This is a genomic window from Lacticaseibacillus salsurae (assembly GCF_045862175.1).
Lineage (GTDB): Bacteria > Bacillota > Bacilli > Lactobacillales > Lactobacillaceae > Lacticaseibacillus > Lacticaseibacillus salsurae.
Genome location: NZ_BAAFZI010000033.1, coordinates 1 through 16193, shown reverse-complemented (window position 1 = coordinate 16193; position 16193 = coordinate 1). Strand labels below are relative to the sequence as shown.

Sequence of the window (16193 nt, the reverse complement as noted above, 5' to 3'; positions counted from 1 at the left end):
GTAATGTTGCCTGAAGTCAACCAACATGGAGGTCATCATGACATTTTCCGCACAAACCAGACGTACCACGATCGCGCAACTTAAAACGACCCATTTGGATCTGTTGATCATCGGCGGCGGGATCACAGGCGCCGGTGCAGCTTTGCAAAGTATCGCTTCAGGGATCAATACCGGTTTGGTCGAAATGGGCGATTTTGGCAGTGGCACCAGCTCACGCTCAACCAAACTTGTGCATGGCGGGATCCGGTATTTGAAAACTTTTGACGTCAAAGTCGTGTCCGATACCGTTCAAGAACGTGCCCGTGTGGCCAACATCGCCCCGCACATTCCGCATCCGGCGCCGATGTTGATGCCGATCTATCAAGAACCCGGTGCCACATTTGATCTTTTTGCCGCAGAACTAGCAATGGATCTATATGACCGCTTGGCCAACTTGCAACAAAGCCAATACGCCCACTATATGTTAGATCGCGCCGCCACCTTAGCGCGGGTGCCAAATCTGGCTGAAGATCATTTAGTGGGTAGCGGCGTGTATTTGGATTACGTCAACAACGACGCCCGTTTGGTGATCGAAAATATCAAAGAAGCTGCCGAACTTGGGGCTTTGATCGCCAGTCACTTAGAAGTGGTGGCGCTGGTGCATGACGAGCGCGGCAAGGCTATCGGCGTCAAAGTCCATGATCATTTATCTGGCGAAGTGTTCACCATCCACGCCAAAATGCTCCTCAACACCACCGGACCTTGGGCTGATCGCTTACGACCAGCTGAAGATCAGCCGCTATTGCGACCGACCAAAGGCGTGCATTTAGTCGTCGATGATTCGGTGTTGTTTGTGCCCCAGCCGCTTTACTTTGATTCTGGGTTGCAAGACGGACGCATGATCTTTGTCATCCCCAAAGCTGGCAAAACCTATTTTGGTACCACGGATACGGATTATCACGGCGACTTGGCGCATCCGACTGTGACTGCCGAAGACGTCGACTACTTGCTTCACGTGATCAACACCCGCTTTTTGCAAGCCCAAGTCAGTTTGGCAGATATCGAAGCCAGCTGGGCAGGCTTGCGGCCATTGTTGGCTCCACCGACTCCTGCCACTGCTATGGACTTGGATCCTTTAGTGGAAATCGTCAAACGCATTGAACAAGGCCAAGCGACGCGAAAACAAGTTGAAGCGGTGGTATCAAGCCTCGCCCAAAAGCAAGCTTCACCTTCAACGGTATCGCGCGGGTATGAAGTGCTCACAGACACTGATGGGATGTTGACGATCGCTGGCGGGAAGCTCACCGATTATCGCAAAATGGCAGAATCGGCGATCACTGAGATCCGCGAGCGCTTATTGGTCGAATTTGGCGTGCACACCAGCCAAATCGATTCCACCCGCTTGCAAGTTTCTGGCGGCCATTTTGATCCTAGCACGGTGTTGGATTCTTTGGATTACTTCGCCAGATTGGCAGAAGATGCTGGCATCACCCGCACGCAAGCGCATCAATTGGCCCAACGCTTCGGCTCAAACATTGGGCGGGTGCTGCGCTATGCCCAAGACGGCGCTGCTCCTGGTTTGAGTTTAGGCGAAACGGTCAGCTTGCGTTACAGCGTGCAAGAAGAAATGGCGTTGACGCCAGTGGATTATCTCTTGCGACGCACCAATGCGATCTTATTTCACGCTGACACCATCGACGACCTCGCCGGCCCAGTAGTGGCCGAAATGGCACGCCTGCTGGATTGGGACGATCTGGAAACCGAAGCGCAACTGCAACGCTTGTTAAGTGCGATCCATGAATCCGCGTTGACCGCCTTGAAACGCGACCACCAATAACTCATGCAAGTGCTGGATGACTGCCATCGACAAACACCAAGACACACAAACGCCCATGTTCCGCGATTCAAACAATCGTGGGACATGGGCGCTTGTGTGTTTGGCTAAAACACTGATGTTTCAGCCGTCGACAAACTTATAAGTCTTCACCGTTTGAGGCGATGACTTTTTTATACCAGTCAAAGGAATCTTTTTTGATGCGCTTGCCGGATCCTTTGCCTTCATCGTCTTGATCCACATAGATCAAGCCGTAACGCTTCTTCATTTCACCAGTAGAAGCCGAAATGATATCGATCCCGCTCCAAGGTGTGTAGCCCCAAAGTTCGATGCCATCTTCAACAACGGCTTTTTCCATTTCTGCTACATGGTCGCGCAAATAGTCGATGCGGTAGTCATCATGAACTTTACCATCTTCGACTTTGTCATAAGCGCCGTAACCATTCTCCACAATGAATAATGGCTTGTGCCAGCGACTAGCCATCCAGTTCATGCCGTAACGCAAGCCCACTGGGTCGATTTGCCAGCCCCAATCAGAGCGCGGCACATAAGGGTTTGGCACCACTGAAGTCGCTTCGTTGTAGTCATACAACGGGTTGTCTTCTTTGTATTCGACAGTCAGTGAGTTGTAATAGGAGAAGCCGACATAATCCACGGCCCCAGCTTTTAACGCCACGCGATCGGCATCGGTGATGTCGACATGATAGCCTTTGCGGGCCCAGTACTTTTCGACCCAAGCTGGATATTCGCCTAATGCTTGAACATCTCCGTAGTAATAGCGATAACGCATGGCGCGTTCGGCCATCATCACGTCTTTAGGTTTGGCAGACAATGGATAGATCGGCGTCATGGCGATCATTGAACCAACTTTTAAGGTCGGATCGATCACATGGGCCATTTGCACGGCTTTGGCTGAAGCCACAAATTCTAAGTGTGCGGCCTGAAACATCGTCTCTTCAGCGTTTTCGCCGTCAGCCAACAACAAGCCAGAGTTTTGCAACAACGGATGCGGGTCAGACCACATCGCTTGGTTGTTGATCTCGTTGAAAGTCATCCAATACTTGACGACATCATGATAACGTTCAAAACATACTTGAGAGAATTTAACGAACGCGTCAACTACTTTGCGGCTACGAAAGCCCCCGTATGCTTTCACCAAGTGTAACGGAATTTCAAAATGGGACAACGTGACGATCGGCTCGATGCCATATTGCTTGCAAGTGGCAAACAAATCATCGTAATACTTCAAGCCTTCTTCGTTAGGTAACGCTTCGTCGCCATTCGGGAAGATCCGCGTCCAAGCGATACTGGTCCGGAAACACTTAAAGCCCATTTCCGCAAAAAGTTTGATGTCTTCTTTGTAGGTATGGTAAAAATCAATGCCCCAATGGTTGGGATAGATCTTGCCATCGATGGGCGCGTCGTCAACCACCCGCGCCACGCCTTTAGCGCCAGCGCGCATCACATCAGCGATGGACACACCTTTGCCACCGGCTTGCCAAGCCCCTTCAACTTGATGCGCTGCGACTGCGCCGCCCCACAAAAAGTTTTTGGGCATAGAGAATCCTTTAGTCATACTGATCCACTCTCCTTATTTGTTTGTCTTAGCGTGGCGTTCCCCCCAGGAATCACGCTAATGGCAAAATGAGCCAAGACTGGTCTTGGCTCGATTGTCGATACCTATTGAGTTTACTTTGCTGCTAATGCTTTGTACAGATCCACGATTTCGCCTGCTAAGTCACGGAAAGTGATGGCAGTCATCAAGTGATCTTGTGAGTGTACCATCAATAACGTCACTTGGGCATGTTCGCCACTAGCTTCAGCGGTCAACATTTTGGTTTGTGAGTTATGGGCGTCAACTAAAAAACCGTCAGCTTCTTTAAGCTTGGCTGCAGCAGTATCAAAGTCACCTTTTTTAGCGGCTGCGATTGCTTCAAATGCAGAGCTTTTGGCGTTACCACCATTGATGATCAAGCCCATGACGGCTTGCATGTTTTCGTCGTTTTCTTCTTCTGCCATGATAAAATTCCTCCTACGAGTTGGGTTTAGATAGATGTTTGTAAATGATCGTCACGCTATTGTTTTGATCGCGCTTTGAGGCGCCGGGATACCAGCCCGGGAGCATGCGCGCCTCCGCTTTCACATCCGATCTCAAGGAGACGTCCAGTCACTTTGTTGTCAAAGGTCCTTATGGGTGCTTCTGACACCCGACCGGATATGAAAGCGGAAACGCGCATTGCCTCTTCATTTTACAGCGGTTACAATAGTCTGTGAACAAAAAGTTTTGATTTTATTGAATTATTGGGCATCAACGGCGCGAATCGCCTCGCGAAGCACTTTTTCGCCGTTCATCATGCCGTAATCTTGCATATCGATGACTTCAACTGGAATGTTGGGACATTTTTGTTGAAATCCTGCTAACATGAAGCGCACTTGTGGGCCGAGCATCAAAATGTCCGGTTGCTTTTCTGCCAACTTGTTGTCAGCATCAGTGCAGGCGGTTGCAAAGATATCCGCGTCAATGCCATCAGCTTGCGCAGCTTTTTGCATTTTAGACACCAGCAAGCTGGTGGACATCCCGGCAGAACAGACTAACATGATCGTCTTCTTGGCCATAAAATTTTCCCCTTTGGTTGTAAAAAAATTGCGCGAAAAGCTTAAAGCGCTTCCAATACAATGTTATAATAATACATGGGTACAAATTAAGCAAGTACCTAACACTAAAATTTGTACGATTAGAAGGTGATCTGCATGTACCACGAAATTGCCGACCAATTGATCCAAGCGATCACAAATGGTCAGTTCACCAGCAAGCTGCCAACTGAAGCCAAGCTGATGGCGCGTTTTGGCGTGTCGCGCAATACCATTCGCCGCGCCATTGACGTGGTGTACCAACAAGGGTTGTTGCGCCGCGTGCAAGGCTCTGGGTATTACATCAACCATGTCCAGTTGAATTCTGAACACGCCGTCAACTTGTCCGTCGGTGCCGGCAAGCCTTTGATCAAAAGCACCCACCACCCCACTTCTAAAATCGTGACTTTCGACAAAGCCAAAGCTGGCACGATCGCATTGGCCAAACAATTCAATGTCGAACCTGACGCTGAAGTGTATCGCGTCATTCGGTTACGGTATATGGATGACGCCATTTACGCGTTGGAAGAATCGTATTATTTAACCAGCGTGGTGCCGTTTTTGTCGACCGACAGTATCAATTCGTCGATTTTTGATTTCTTGGCTGAAACCTTCAACGTGTCCGTGATCGCTTCTGATGACTATATGTCGATGACCTCATTGGCATCTGATCAAGCCAACTTAATGGGCTTGCAGCCAGGCGATCAGCGCTTAACGCTGGCGCAAATGAACTACACCAAAAACAATACGCTGTTCAACTTTTCCAAGGCGATCTATGCCGATGAAAAAATGAGCTTTTACTTCCATTCAGCGCATCTTTCCAGCAACTGATCCTGAGCGATCAGCTGATTTTTTTGCGACAGTTGCTGGCAAAATCAGATCAGCGGTTAGCCGGGCTGAATTTATATGTTAGAATGTATGCGTTGTCAGGTGTGTCAACCACACCGCAATTTGAACCGGGGAAAATAATTTGTTAAAGGAGAATATCCATGAGTCAACCATTACCAAAAGGCTTTTTATGGGGGAATTCAACCTCCAGCATGCAAACAGAAGGCGGCGTTCATGAAGGCGGCAAAGGCCAATCAGTTTACGATGTGCGCCCTGCCACAGAAAATTCGATGGACTGGTCTGTCACGATCGACGAATACCATCGTTATGAAGAAGATTTCGATTTGATGCAGCAAATGGGGATGAACGCTTATCGCTTCCAGATCTCATGGAGTCGCGTGGTGCCTGATGGCGACGGCGAATTCAACGAAGAAGGCATCGCATTTTACCGCAAGCAGATCAAAGCTTTGATCGCGCGCGGGATCACGCCAATGATCTGTTTGTATCATTTCGACATGCCGCTAGCTCTTGCCAAAAAATATAACGGCTTTATGAGCCGACATGTGGTCGACGCTTTTGTTCGCTACGGTGAGCGCATGGTAGATGAATTTGCGGATCTGGTGCCTTATTGGATCACCTTTAACGAACAAAACTTATACTTTGGCACTGGCGTTTTCCATATTTCTGGTTGGGACCATGGCGAACCGACCTTAAAAGCCATTTACACCATCAACCATCATGTGATGCTGGCACATGCGCGCGTGGCCAACTACTTGCACGCGCATTCTCAAGCCAAGATCGGCGGGATGCTCGCGTATGAAGAATGCTACCCAGCAACCAGCAATCCTCGCGATGTGCAATATGCGCGCCAAATCGACGAATTTTTGAACAACAACTTATTGGATGTTTTCGTCCATGGCCACTATTCCAAAGAAGTCCTCACTTACGCCAAAAAACATGACTTGGACTTTGGTTTCACTGCCGATGACCAAAAGATCTTTGACGAGCTGAAGTCTGACTTCTTTGCCTTTTCGTATTACCGCAGCCACTTGATCGACTCATCTAAAGTGCCATTGACCACGGCACCGAACTTATACTTAGATTATGGCATGGCCCACAACCCTTACACGCAAGCCAATGAATGGGATTGGAACGTTGATCCGCTGGGCTTCCGCGACATTTTGGATAAAGTATACAGCCGCTATCAGATCCCAATGTTCCCGATCGAAAACGGCATCGGGATCCGCGAAGTTTCTGATGGTACCAAAATGATCCAAGATGACTATCGCATCGACTACCACCGGGTGCACATCCAGGCCATGAAAGACGCGATTTTTGAAGATGGGGTCGACGTCATCGGGTACTTAGGTTGGGGCTTGATCGACATTCCAAGTTCCAGCGGCAACATGGACAAACGCTACGGGATGGTTTACGTCAACCGCACCAACACGGAGTTGCGCGATTTGAAGCGTACACCAAAGAAGTCCTTTGGCTGGTTCAAGCAAGTGATCGCCTCAAACGGCGCGCAATTAGACTAAGCTTTCAAGCATCGGCCACTACTGAGCGTAGTGGCCGATTTTTTATGCGCACGCGATGACATTGTTTCAAGCTGTCATCTCCTGTACACATTCAGCGACAGTTTTTAGTGATTTTTTTATTGGTATGTAACATTCCCGTCATTTTCCTCGTGTATGCTTAGGCTATCATAAAGGAGGGGTCGGCATGCGTTTGAAAATCATCGCGTTGGCATTAGGAATCATCAGCATCGCCGCATTGGGTTACGGCTATCATCAACGTAGCGCCCAAACCACCGCTACCGTGCACTCGGCGCAAGCGGCAGTGGACACGTTATACCGCAATTCGGCACATACCTTACCTGCCACCGACCTCACGGAAAAAAAGTTGGCCGAAGCCAAAGCTTTAATGCGCAAAACCAAGTCGGCCCAGCTTTCCGACAATCAAAAAGCACAACTACAAAAAGCAAACGCTGAGCTTTCTGCCGCCGCAAAAATGTATTCCGTGACCCAAGCGACCCAAGCGTCGATCGCACCAACCACAAGTTTCCAACAAACCGCAGAATCGGCTTTAAGTGCTTATCAAGAATTACAACATGCCAAGCCGGTGTTTACGCAGATCTATCAACAACCGGTATCAGATCTCGGTCAAGCCGCCAAAGCCGTTGACGCCTTAAATCAGCTACAACAAGCCGACCAAGTCTCCAAAGCCGCCATTCAGTCCGCCCAAGCGCAAGTCGAACAAGTCACTGCCGGCCAAGACACGGCTTTTGCTGCTGAAGCGGCACAAGTGGTATCTGACGCCGAACAAAAAATCGACACCCCAGTTAACGCCACCAATGCCACAACATCTGAAGATCACCATACGGCGACCAACCAAACCACCAGCACCGCTACCAGCCAAACCCAATCCACCAGTCAAGCTCCCAATTCGACGAGTACTAGTACTGCCACCACGTCCAGTGAACCTTAAATCAAAAAAGTCGACTCTCATTGATCGAGAGTCGACTTTTTTGATCAGCCATTGCGGGCTTTTAACGCGTATAAAATCGTGACGGTATCGACGACTTCTTGAAACAAGGCCCCAATGATCGTGGGGATCACGCCAGTGGCGGCGATCAGCATCAACCCGGTACAAATCGCAATGCCGATCCAAACAGCTTCTTTGGCGACTTTCAACGTTTGCGTGCCGATCAAGCGTGCTTGTGCCACTTTACTTAAATCATCGCGTAACACCACCGCATCCGCTGATTCACTGGCAGCCGTGGCGCCATGCGCCCCCATGGCGATGCCGACGTCAGCGGCAGCCAATGACGGCGCATCATTGACCCCGTCGCCGACCATTACCACTGGGCGTTGTTTCAAAGTCTCTAACACTTCGATTTTTTCAGCTGGCAATTTATGGGCATAAACATGATCGATACCCACCGCTTGGCCCACGGCATCCGCGGTGGCTTGTTGATCTCCTGAGATCATCACCGTATCCACCACGCCTTGGTCATGCAGCTCATTGATGGTTTGGCGCGCTTCATGCCGCAACTCATCTGAAAACGTCACTGCCCCCGCATAGTTACCGTCAACTTCGACATACACTGCCGTTTGGCTCAACGCTTTTGCCCCTTTGATAAACGCCGCTTGTCCAACTTTGACCGCATGCTGGTTCACTTGTGCCGAAACGCCTAAGCCAGTAGCTTCGTTGACCTCAGTGGCTTGTGGGAGGTTGTCGCCGGCATAAGCGACTAATGACCGCGCCAAAATATGGCCACTTTGTTGCTCACATCCTGCCGCTAAGCCTAACAGTTCGCTTTGTTCAAAACCTGGTTGTGGCAACACCTGATCGACGGTCAACACGCCGCGCGTCAAGGTCCCAGTTTTATCAAAGGCAAAAGTTTTAGCCGCGGCAAGCTTTTCCAAGGTGGTCCCAGATTTGACGATGATGCCTTCTCGAGAAGCGCGGCTCATGCCAGATACCATCGCCACTGGGGCTGCTAAGATCAGTGGACAAGGCGACGCCACCACTAATACTTGCGCAGCTCGCACCGGATCTTTGGCCACAAACCACGCGACGCCAGCGATCACATACGCCACGATGGTAAATGGTACCGCATAGCGATCCGCCATGCGCACGAAATGTGCCGGCTTGCTTTCAGCTTCTGCCACTAACGCGACGATACTTTGATATTGCGAATCTTTAGCGCGCTTAGCCACGCTTAGCGTCAACGCCGCTTCCCCGTTGATACTACCAGACATCACGTCATCGCCAACGGTTTTGGCGATCGGTCGGGCTTCACCAGTCAAGCTGGCTTCATCGACTTCACTGCTGCCAGAAATAACAGTCGCGTCGGCTGGCACGACTTCTCCTGGGCGCACCAAGATCGTATCGCCAACTTGCAAGTCGTCCGCGGCGACTTCTTGATACTGTCCGTTTGCTTGGACTTTGTGCGCAGAGGTGGGATTATTAGCCAGCAAGCTTTGCAGATCACTATTGGCTTTATTGGCAGCAAAGTCTTCCAGCGCATCCCCGCCAGTCAACATCAGCAACACGATCATCGCAGCCCAATATTCGCCGACTGCCAAAGTCGCAATGATGGCGGTGATGGCCAACAAGTCCACCCCAAAATTCCCAGCGCGCAAGGTTTTGACCATATCGACAAACATCAAGGCTGCTAAAGCCCCACCTAAAATGGTGATCACCATCCGCGCCCAAAAATCTTGGCCTAGCCCAAATTGTAAGATCAAGGCCACCGCCCCAACTGAAAGCACTGCCCATAAGCGTTTGTAATCTTTCATGCTTGCCACCTCCCAATATCTTAATTATACTCGTTCCAATCTAGAGCCACAACTTTGCGCCTTAGACAATCAAAAAGCACACTACCCAACTGGTAATGTGCCGAAGCAGACGTTAGTTGCCAATATGAAAAGCAGAATACCAACGATCCGAATAAGGTATATAGGCGTGAGGATTTAAACCCGAAGCCACAAACCCGATCAAAGCAATCGCAATACCTGCCACCAGCAAGATCGCGCCAGTGCGTAACCCATGGAACTTTTTCATGCCCATGCCTCCTTTGACCGGCTAAACTGCGCCGCTAACTTGCCAAACGCCCAGCTGTGAGCTAGCGCGCAATACTTGATCACAGTGATCGTCAACCACCCTGCGATCAACCCGACGCCGACACATGCCAACCCGGCCCCAAGTTGGGTGATCCCATAAAACGGTGCGGCGAAAAATGCTGGCACGCTCATTAAAACAGACATGCTACCACCGATGGCAAAACCTGCGGCCACAAAGCCGCCTACTAATGGCACCGACCATAATAGCAACTCAAACGCCACACCCATAGCGCCAGCAGCTAAAGCCAAACTGCCCCAAAGCGGTGACCCTAAAATCACTAAGCTCCATAACAACCACCGGTGGTGATGACTGGACGAAACTGGAGCCGCTTTGGTGGCCGCATAGACCAATTCATTCGGGGAGCCCATTGCATCAACAGCTTGGGCTTCGCTTTGACCAGATTCCATTAAGTCCAAGATCATTTCATTATAATAAGCACACAACCGATCAGCTTCGCTTGCTGCGACATGCCCGCTTAACCCGGTGCGCAAATGCATCAAAAAATCATTGCGTGTCATTTTTCAAACTCCTTTTGATAAAGTTCGCCACTGCTTCGACTTGCGCCCATTGCGCCACAAAGTCAGCAATACTTTGTTGCCCCAGCGTCGTCAAATGATAATAATTGCGCGTGCGCCCATTATGTAGCCGCGAATAAGTCGCCACGCGCCCATCTAACTCCAAGCGCTTCAACAGCGGATACAACGTCGATTGCGTTAAGCCCAAGTCAGGCGGACAATTTTTGAGTAATTGGTAGCCATAAGAATCCCCAGCGGCCAAGCTGGCGAGCACCCCATATTCGATCAAGCCTTTTTTCAATTGACTGTCCATGGCTATACTATACATTGCAGAGTATATGACGACCTCAGTCTCCAGTCGCATCTTTGCCCTGAATGCAAGCGTTATATGTTAGAATAAGACATATTGAATTCGGAGGTCATTTCATGAAACGCAAATTATTCGCCGCACTTACCGGTTTTTTGGTGTTGTTTGCCTTAGCCGGTTGCGGCAAGCGCCAAGATTCTAGTGCGATCGGCAGTGTTTATAAAGCCCAAAGTTACACCACCAATGGTAAAACGGCTAAAACCACTAAAGCTGCAGAAATGACGCTATATCTCAACCGCGACGACAATGACGGGGTCTTATCCACGGCGACTTTGACCCACTCCCCTTATTACCGCCGTTATGAAACCATCACCCGCAAAACTTCTGGCAACAAAACCAAGTTGACCACCACCGGCGAAATGCTGGCAGAAACTTTCAGCACAGCATCAGACGCGAATGCCGGGTTGAACGCCACTCAATATTCTTACAATAAAACCGGCGACAGCAACGCATCTGGCAGCTACACCAAAGCCGGGAAAACTTTAGATCTGAAGTTGGGAAAAACCATTTGGCATTTCAAGCGCACCACCAAACAAACCCGCTACTTAACGCCTTACGGACTGGCTGATCAAGCCAAACAAGCCAAGCTCGACCAAAAGAACTAACTGGCGACATCAGCAAATGTGAGCGAATCGCATCGTTGTGTTTGATCAAACCACGTCAAATCAAAAGGCTCTCCATCGCGATCCAATAGGAATCGTGATGGAGAGCCTTTTGTGTAAGCGGCCAAAACCGCTTTATCTGAATCTATTTGTTATTCAGCTTTCACTGCTTTGATGGCAGCTTTGATCGCGGCTTGTTGTAAGTGGGCCTTGGCTTGGGCGATCACTTGTTGTTGCTGAGCGGCGGTCATTGCCGGATCTTTCATTTTCGCTTGGATCACCGCTTGTTGGACAGCTGCAGCCATTTGCGCTTTTTGTGCCGCAGTTGGATTTTGTGCGACTTTCATGCGTTTGGCCAAAGCTTTGGCTTGCTTGGTCGATAAGCTGTTCCAAGTCTTAGGAATGGTGATCGTGTTGACTTGTTTGATCAGCTTGTGGTTGTTTTGGTTGGCAAAAAAGGATTTATAGAAATCATTTTTGTACACCCAAGCCACTTTTTCAGATTTCACCGTGGCTTTGGTGCCAGTACCTGTAACTACTCGGTTTGAGATCGAGTAATCCGCTTTGGTGTGACTGGTTTTGCCTGCAACTTTGTAAATGTAGACTTGGCGTTTGCCTGAGGTGCCAACATCTTGATGCAATAACAACGGCAAGGCTTTGGATGGACTGGCAGAAGTGATCGTCACGGTGTTGGTGGTGGTCACTTTTTTCATGCCGAAATGGCTGCGATCATTGGCATTGACCAACAACAACGACCCGATCATGATCACGCCGAAAATCGCACTTAAGATCACGCGCCAGACGCCTGACTTCATCATGATGAAGCTTAAATATAAGCCGATCACGCCGATAATTAATGTGGCAATAATCATTCGTGCACCTCCTTGGCAGTGACATCGCGGCTGGCGACGGCTTTTTTATTGAGGAAGAACGTCAACGCCCAACCTAAAATCGAAAAGCCGATCGCAAACCAAAAAGCCGCATGGTAACCACTTAAAGTGGCGTTAAAGAACAAATGCTTGTATTTCAACGGATCGCTAGTCAACAAATGCTTGGCTGGTGACGCGTTGCTGGTGACATCAGACAGCACAGAAACCAAGATCGCGGTGGTCATGGAACTGGCGATTTGGCGCACCGTGTTGTTCACCGCAGTGCCGTGGCGGATCAAGTCCAGTGGCAAAGCGTTCATCCCGTTAGTGGTCAATGGCATCATTACCATTGATACCCCAAACATCCGTACCGCGTAGATCAAAGTAATGAACAAACTTGGCGTATCTGCCGTAATGAAGGCAAATGGCAAGGTAGCAGCGGCTAATAAGAAAAAGCCTAATTGCGCCAAGCGCTTGGCGCCGATGCGATCAAACACGACCCCAGTGATGGGACTCATGACCCCCATCATCAACGCCCCAGGCAATAGTGTTAAGCCTGATTCAAGCGCAGATTTGCCATGTAAGATCTGCAAGTACAACGGCAAGATCATTTCCACACCGACCATGGCCATCATGGCGATAGAACTTAAAATCGTGGAGATCGTAAAGATCTTGCTAGAAAAGACTTTGACTTGCACAAATGGTTCTTCCAGATGCAACTGGCGCATCACAAACAGTGCGATGATCACCAAGCCGACGACGATGCTACCTAAAACCACGGCATCGCCCCAGCCGCGGCTGGAAACTTCTGAAAAGCCGTAAAGCAATGCCCCAAAGCCTAAACTTGATTCGATCAACGACAAGATATCAAGCTTAGGATCAGAAGTTGGCAACACGTCTTTAACGAAGAACAATGACATGATCAACACAACCACGACCACTGGCAACAACATGCCAAACAGCGTCCGCCAGCCGGCATTATCGATCACCCAACCAGATAATGTCGGGCCGATTGCTGGGGCCACGCCGACTGCTAAGCCGGTCAAGCCCATGGCTGTACCGCGCTTAGCCGGCGGGAACAAGTTCAACATAATGTTTTGCAGCAATGGCATTGTGATGCCGACGCCCAACGCTTGGATCAAACGCCCGATCAGCAACGTTGGAAAGTTACCAGCAATGTAGGCCACTAAAGTCCCGATCCCAAAAATCGACATCGCGCCGATATATAACCATTTGGTGGAAACTTTTGCAGATAAGTAGGCAGAAACTGGGATCATGATCCCATTGACCATCATAAAGCCGGTGGTCAACCACTGAACAGTACCGGTGGAAATATCAAAAGCCTTCATTAAGGTAGGAAAGGCTGTGGTGAGGATCGTTTGGTTCAAAACAGTGATAAACACACCAACGATCAGTGTAATGACCATCAAAGGCACATTGATGGCTTTACCATGTCGATCTTGTACTGACAAAGATACCGCCTCTTTTTTAATAGATTTCGTAATTCCTTTATCACATAATGTGATATTGACAAAACAATATGTTACACTGGCATTAGGCGTTAGTCAATACGTTTTCAGAAAATACATCAGAAAAGTGACAATCTGTCATATCGGAGGAGATCATGGGACCAGATTTTATCAAACAGCTCAAAGACTTGGATCTGTCAGTCGGGATCGGCGAGGCCAGCCGCATCACCGGCGCCACTGCCACGCAGATCCGCTACTGGGAGAAAAAAGGCCTGATCTGCTCGTTTCGCCGCGAAGCTGGCGGCAATAAACAGTTCAATTTCCCTAATTTGGCTAAATTGTTGTTGATCAAAACCATTATCGATCAAGGCTATACCTTAGCCAAAGCGGCTGAGATCATGACCAAACATCGCCATGAAGCTGATCACTTGAAGCTGATCGCCAAACTCTTAGTCAGCGTCGATGACACCGCAGACGGCTCGGTGTTGAACTTCGGCCAATTGCAAAATGATCCCGATTTTGACGTCGTCGCCAAAGTCAACGAAACCAGCGCCGTTTTTTGTAAAGTCACGCGCCATTAACCCGTTGCGGATCTGCCAATAGCGGCAACGATCAAGCCATGAAAACACAAAAAACCGCCAGATCTGGCGGTTTTTGATCCCAAGTTTATCTGGTGCTACAATTTTTGGAGTTGATAGACATCTTGTCTGTTGGCTCCTTTTTCTATACCATTTATCTTTTAAGTATATTCAGGGCACACAAAAAGGACATCATCCTCTTCGTGTCTGCCCAACCTTGCGAGTAAGTAAGAAAGGAATTGAATAATGTCCCTCACTAGTCAGTCTATCCGAAATGCCCTTGAAATCAAAGACCCCAATATCACTTTTCTAGAAGATTCTCACATTCAGCTCATCAAAGGAAAAGAATCTCTTGTTTATCCCGCTAGTCTCACCTACAAACCCGATCATTGTGCTAATTGCGGCTTCGCCGACAAAATCGTGAAATACGGAACACAAAAGGTGAGAATTATCGCACCATCCGCGGGCTTTCGGCCAGCTTATATTCTCCTCAAGCGTCAAAGATACCGCTGTGAGGCTTGTTTGACGACTTTTAGCGCGCACTCTCCGTATGTATGGCAGAACTGCCAGATCTCGCAACCGGTTCGACAGATGATTCTTTCAGAGGCAATGACCAACATCTCACTCAAGGACATTGCCCGTCGCTACTTCGTTTCAGATAAGACCGTCCAACGGATCGTCGACGCCGAAGCTAAACAACATCACAATTACCAAACGCAATGGTTGCCCCCACACATGGCATTTGATGAATTCAAATCCACGGACAAGATGAGCTTTATTTGGTGTGACAGTACTTCGCACACGCTTGGTGAAATCCTTGCCCTCCGGACAAGCCGCACCTTAAAAGAATACTTTGAATCCTTCCCACTCGAAGTTCGACAAGCCGTTAATACAATCTCTGTAGACTTGAACGCCGGGTACGTTAACCTAATTCCTAAGCTCTTTCCGAACGCTGAAATTGTAATTGATCGATTCCACATCATCCAAATGGTCAATCGCGCGGTCAATCATGTCGCGCGGCACGCTATTCCGGCATCCATTCGTCACATTATTTCGGCCTGAAACAACTCTGTTTCGCCGGACTAATGTGACGTTTTTGATTTTTAACTTGGTGATCCGGCAAATTATTCCCTCCGTCGGTTTGGAGTATTGAAATAGGCCGGCTTCTGCCGACCCATTACTTGCTATCCCAGCGCCACCTCGGCGTTTGCCTGGTAGACGACTTCGTTGTCGATAAGGCGTTTTTCTTGTTGCGCCCCAATAATCAAGCTTTTCGTGATCATTTGATCTAGACGGCGAATACTCCCTCCTGAGTTGGTAAACATGTTCTTCAATGCTTCGTCGGTAATGATGTCATCCAGAACGCCAGCTGAACTGAACTTTTCCTTCACGTACTGTTGGCTATCCGCGTATTCCATGCCGACTACTTGATACTTGATCGTGATCCGCTGCCTGAAGGCTTCAAACTGTGGCCGTTGTAATAACTGGGTAAGCTGAGGTAAGCCAGCTAAAATGATTAAGCATTTGTTCTCGGCATCCATGCCGAAGTTTGTCAAAAGGACTAGCTCGTTGTAGATCAAGCCACTCAGATACTGGGCCTCGTCCAAAATAAACACCGGCGTGATGTGTTCCACGTCGTGGAGCTCGCTAATTCGCTCTTGAATCTGACGAAACTTGGCAGACTTACGAAACGCCGGTTCAATGCCCAGTGAAACAGCAAGCTGGTTATAGAAGTCACTTACGCTAACGGTGCTCAGGGGTAAATTGTCGCGCGGCACGCTATTCCGGCGGCCAATATTCAAAATAATCCGGCGGAATTTGCCTCTTTTCCGCCGATTTTTTTTGCGCTTTGACGATTTCTCAATTCCAATCCTGCATTATATTCCGGCCAC

General features: G+C 49.1%; 17 protein-coding genes. 7 read left to right on the top strand and 10 right to left on the bottom strand.

The window, feature by feature from the left end; genetic code table 11:
* The first annotated feature begins 37 nt into the window (after positions 1 to 37).
* The gene (locus tag ACKTSG_RS09730; protein WP_407894262.1) at positions 38 to 1816 is read left to right on the top strand and encodes an FAD-dependent oxidoreductase; all 1779 of its coding nucleotides are present in this window, start codon (positions 38 to 40) and stop codon (positions 1814 to 1816) included.
* 136 nt (positions 1817 to 1952) lie between these two features.
* Here ACKTSG_RS09730 and ACKTSG_RS09725 read toward each other — a convergent pair whose 3' ends face one another.
* The 3 genes from ACKTSG_RS09725 to ACKTSG_RS09715 form a co-directional block, all read right to left on the bottom strand.
* Positions 1953 to 3389, bottom strand: coding sequence for a 6-phospho-beta-glucosidase (locus ACKTSG_RS09725; RefSeq protein ID WP_407894261.1), 1437 nt, complete (start codon positions 3387 to 3389; stop codon positions 1953 to 1955).
* Positions 3390 to 3502: 113 nt separating this feature from the next.
* Positions 3503 to 3832, bottom strand: a complete 330-nt coding sequence (locus tag ACKTSG_RS09720; protein WP_407894259.1) for a PTS sugar transporter subunit IIA — start codon at positions 3830 to 3832, stop codon at positions 3503 to 3505.
* A gap of 279 nt (positions 3833 to 4111) precedes the next feature.
* Entirely contained in the window at positions 4112 to 4429 is a 318-nt protein-coding gene (locus tag ACKTSG_RS09715) for a PTS sugar transporter subunit IIB (RefSeq protein WP_407894257.1), read from the bottom strand.
* 135 nt (positions 4430 to 4564) lie between these two features.
* On the opposite strand from ACKTSG_RS09715, the gene ACKTSG_RS09710 reads away from it, so the two are divergent.
* From ACKTSG_RS09710 to ACKTSG_RS09700, 3 genes are all read left to right on the top strand, one after another.
* Entirely contained in the window at positions 4565 to 5275 is a 711-nt protein-coding gene (locus ACKTSG_RS09710) for a GntR family transcriptional regulator (RefSeq protein WP_407894255.1), read from the top strand.
* 158 nt (positions 5276 to 5433) lie between these two features.
* Complete coding sequence (locus ACKTSG_RS09705; RefSeq protein ID WP_407894253.1) at positions 5434 to 6810, top strand: glycoside hydrolase family 1 protein; 1377 nt, start codon at positions 5434 to 5436, stop codon at positions 6808 to 6810.
* Between the two features lie 184 nt (positions 6811 to 6994).
* Positions 6995 to 7759, top strand: coding sequence for a hypothetical protein (locus ACKTSG_RS09700; RefSeq protein WP_407894251.1), 765 nt, complete (start codon positions 6995 to 6997; stop codon positions 7757 to 7759).
* A 44-nt stretch (positions 7760 to 7803) separates the two neighbouring features.
* On the opposite strand, the gene ACKTSG_RS09695 is transcribed toward ACKTSG_RS09700, so the two are convergent.
* The 4 genes from ACKTSG_RS09695 to ACKTSG_RS09680 all read right to left on the bottom strand — a co-directional run bounded on the left by ACKTSG_RS09695 (position 7804) and on the right by ACKTSG_RS09680 (position 10729).
* Complete coding sequence (locus tag ACKTSG_RS09695; protein ID WP_407894249.1) at positions 7804 to 9576, bottom strand: heavy metal translocating P-type ATPase; 1773 nt, start codon at positions 9574 to 9576, stop codon at positions 7804 to 7806.
* 112 nt (positions 9577 to 9688) lie between these two features.
* Positions 9689 to 9841, bottom strand: a complete 153-nt coding sequence (locus ACKTSG_RS09690) for a hypothetical protein (protein WP_407894247.1) — start codon at positions 9839 to 9841, stop codon at positions 9689 to 9691.
* On the bottom strand, positions 9838 to 10419 hold the full coding sequence (locus ACKTSG_RS09685; protein ID WP_407894245.1) for a DUF1700 domain-containing protein: 582 nt from the start codon (positions 10417 to 10419) through the stop codon (positions 9838 to 9840). The genes ACKTSG_RS09690 and ACKTSG_RS09685 overlap by 4 nt, the downstream gene beginning before the upstream one ends.
* Positions 10406 to 10729, bottom strand: a complete 324-nt coding sequence (locus ACKTSG_RS09680) for a PadR family transcriptional regulator (protein ID WP_407894243.1) — start codon at positions 10727 to 10729, stop codon at positions 10406 to 10408. The genes ACKTSG_RS09685 and ACKTSG_RS09680 overlap by 14 nt, the downstream gene beginning before the upstream one ends.
* Positions 10730 to 10842: 113 nt before the next feature.
* Here ACKTSG_RS09680 and ACKTSG_RS09675 point away from each other — a divergent pair, with 113 nt between their 5' ends.
* Positions 10843 to 11388: a hypothetical protein gene (locus ACKTSG_RS09675; RefSeq protein WP_407894242.1), complete on the top strand. Its 546-nt coding sequence runs from the start codon at positions 10843 to 10845 to the stop codon at positions 11386 to 11388.
* A gap of 149 nt (positions 11389 to 11537) precedes the next feature.
* Here the strand turns inward: ACKTSG_RS09675 and ACKTSG_RS09670 are convergent, their stop codons facing one another.
* Positions 11538 to 12257, bottom strand: a complete 720-nt coding sequence (locus ACKTSG_RS09670) for a DUF4811 domain-containing protein (protein ID WP_407894240.1) — start codon at positions 12255 to 12257, stop codon at positions 11538 to 11540.
* On the bottom strand, positions 12254 to 13681 hold the full coding sequence (locus tag ACKTSG_RS09665) for a DHA2 family efflux MFS transporter permease subunit (protein ID WP_407894287.1): 1428 nt from the start codon (positions 13679 to 13681) through the stop codon (positions 12254 to 12256). Before ACKTSG_RS09665 ends, ACKTSG_RS09670 begins: the two co-directional genes overlap by 4 nt.
* Positions 13682 to 13878: 197 nt before the next feature.
* Here ACKTSG_RS09665 and ACKTSG_RS09660 point away from each other — a divergent pair, with 197 nt between their 5' ends.
* Positions 13879 to 14304 carry a MerR family transcriptional regulator gene (locus ACKTSG_RS09660; protein WP_407894238.1) on the top strand — a complete coding sequence of 142 codons (426 nt, stop codon included), beginning with the start codon at positions 13879 to 13881 and terminating at the stop codon, positions 14302 to 14304.
* Between the two features lie 243 nt (positions 14305 to 14547).
* Positions 14548 to 15363 carry a transposase gene (locus tag ACKTSG_RS09655; RefSeq protein ID WP_407894236.1) on the top strand — a complete coding sequence of 272 codons (816 nt, stop codon included), beginning with the start codon at positions 14548 to 14550 and terminating at the stop codon, positions 15361 to 15363.
* A gap of 122 nt (positions 15364 to 15485) precedes the next feature.
* Here ACKTSG_RS09655 and ACKTSG_RS09650 read toward each other — a convergent pair whose 3' ends face one another.
* On the bottom strand, positions 15486 to 16103 hold the full coding sequence (locus tag ACKTSG_RS09650) for an ExeA family protein (protein WP_407894234.1): 618 nt from the start codon (positions 16101 to 16103) through the stop codon (positions 15486 to 15488).
* Positions 16104 to 16193: the final 90 nt, after the last annotated feature.

Excerpts from the sequence above, each read along its gene's own strand:
- ACKTSG_RS09660 (WP_407894238.1), top strand. The coding sequence starts at position 13,879 with ATGGGACCAGATTTTATCAAACAGCTCAAAGACTTGGATCTGTCAGTC.
- ACKTSG_RS09725 (WP_407894261.1), bottom strand. The coding sequence starts at position 3,389 with ATGACTAAAGGATTCTCTATGCCCAAAAACTTTTTGTGGGGCGGCGCA.
- ACKTSG_RS09685 (WP_407894245.1), bottom strand. The coding sequence starts at position 10,419 with ATGACACGCAATGATTTTTTGATGCATTTGCGCACCGGGTTAAGCGGG.
- ACKTSG_RS09665 (WP_407894287.1), bottom strand. The coding sequence starts at position 13,681 with ATGGTCATTACACTGATCGTTGGTGTGTTTATCACTGTTTTGAACCAA.
- ACKTSG_RS09730 (WP_407894262.1), top strand. The coding sequence starts at position 38 with ATGACATTTTCCGCACAAACCAGACGTACCACGATCGCGCAACTTAAA.
- ACKTSG_RS09720 (WP_407894259.1), bottom strand. The coding sequence starts at position 3,832 with ATGGCAGAAGAAGAAAACGACGAAAACATGCAAGCCGTCATGGGCTTG.
- ACKTSG_RS09715 (WP_407894257.1), bottom strand. The coding sequence starts at position 4,429 with ATGGCCAAGAAGACGATCATGTTAGTCTGTTCTGCCGGGATGTCCACC.
- ACKTSG_RS09675 (WP_407894242.1), top strand. The coding sequence starts at position 10,843 with ATGAAACGCAAATTATTCGCCGCACTTACCGGTTTTTTGGTGTTGTTT.
- ACKTSG_RS09680 (WP_407894243.1), bottom strand. The coding sequence starts at position 10,729 with ATGGACAGTCAATTGAAAAAAGGCTTGATCGAATATGGGGTGCTCGCC.
- ACKTSG_RS09670 (WP_407894240.1), bottom strand. The coding sequence starts at position 12,257 with ATGATTATTGCCACATTAATTATCGGCGTGATCGGCTTATATTTAAGC.
- ACKTSG_RS09695 (WP_407894249.1), bottom strand. The coding sequence starts at position 9,576 with ATGAAAGATTACAAACGCTTATGGGCAGTGCTTTCAGTTGGGGCGGTG.
- ACKTSG_RS09700 (WP_407894251.1), top strand. The coding sequence starts at position 6,995 with ATGCGTTTGAAAATCATCGCGTTGGCATTAGGAATCATCAGCATCGCC.
- ACKTSG_RS09710 (WP_407894255.1), top strand. The coding sequence starts at position 4,565 with ATGTACCACGAAATTGCCGACCAATTGATCCAAGCGATCACAAATGGT.
- ACKTSG_RS09705 (WP_407894253.1), top strand. The coding sequence starts at position 5,434 with ATGAGTCAACCATTACCAAAAGGCTTTTTATGGGGGAATTCAACCTCC.
- ACKTSG_RS09655 (WP_407894236.1), top strand. The coding sequence starts at position 14,548 with ATGTCCCTCACTAGTCAGTCTATCCGAAATGCCCTTGAAATCAAAGAC.
- ACKTSG_RS09690 (WP_407894247.1), bottom strand. The coding sequence starts at position 9,841 with ATGAAAAAGTTCCATGGGTTACGCACTGGCGCGATCTTGCTGGTGGCA.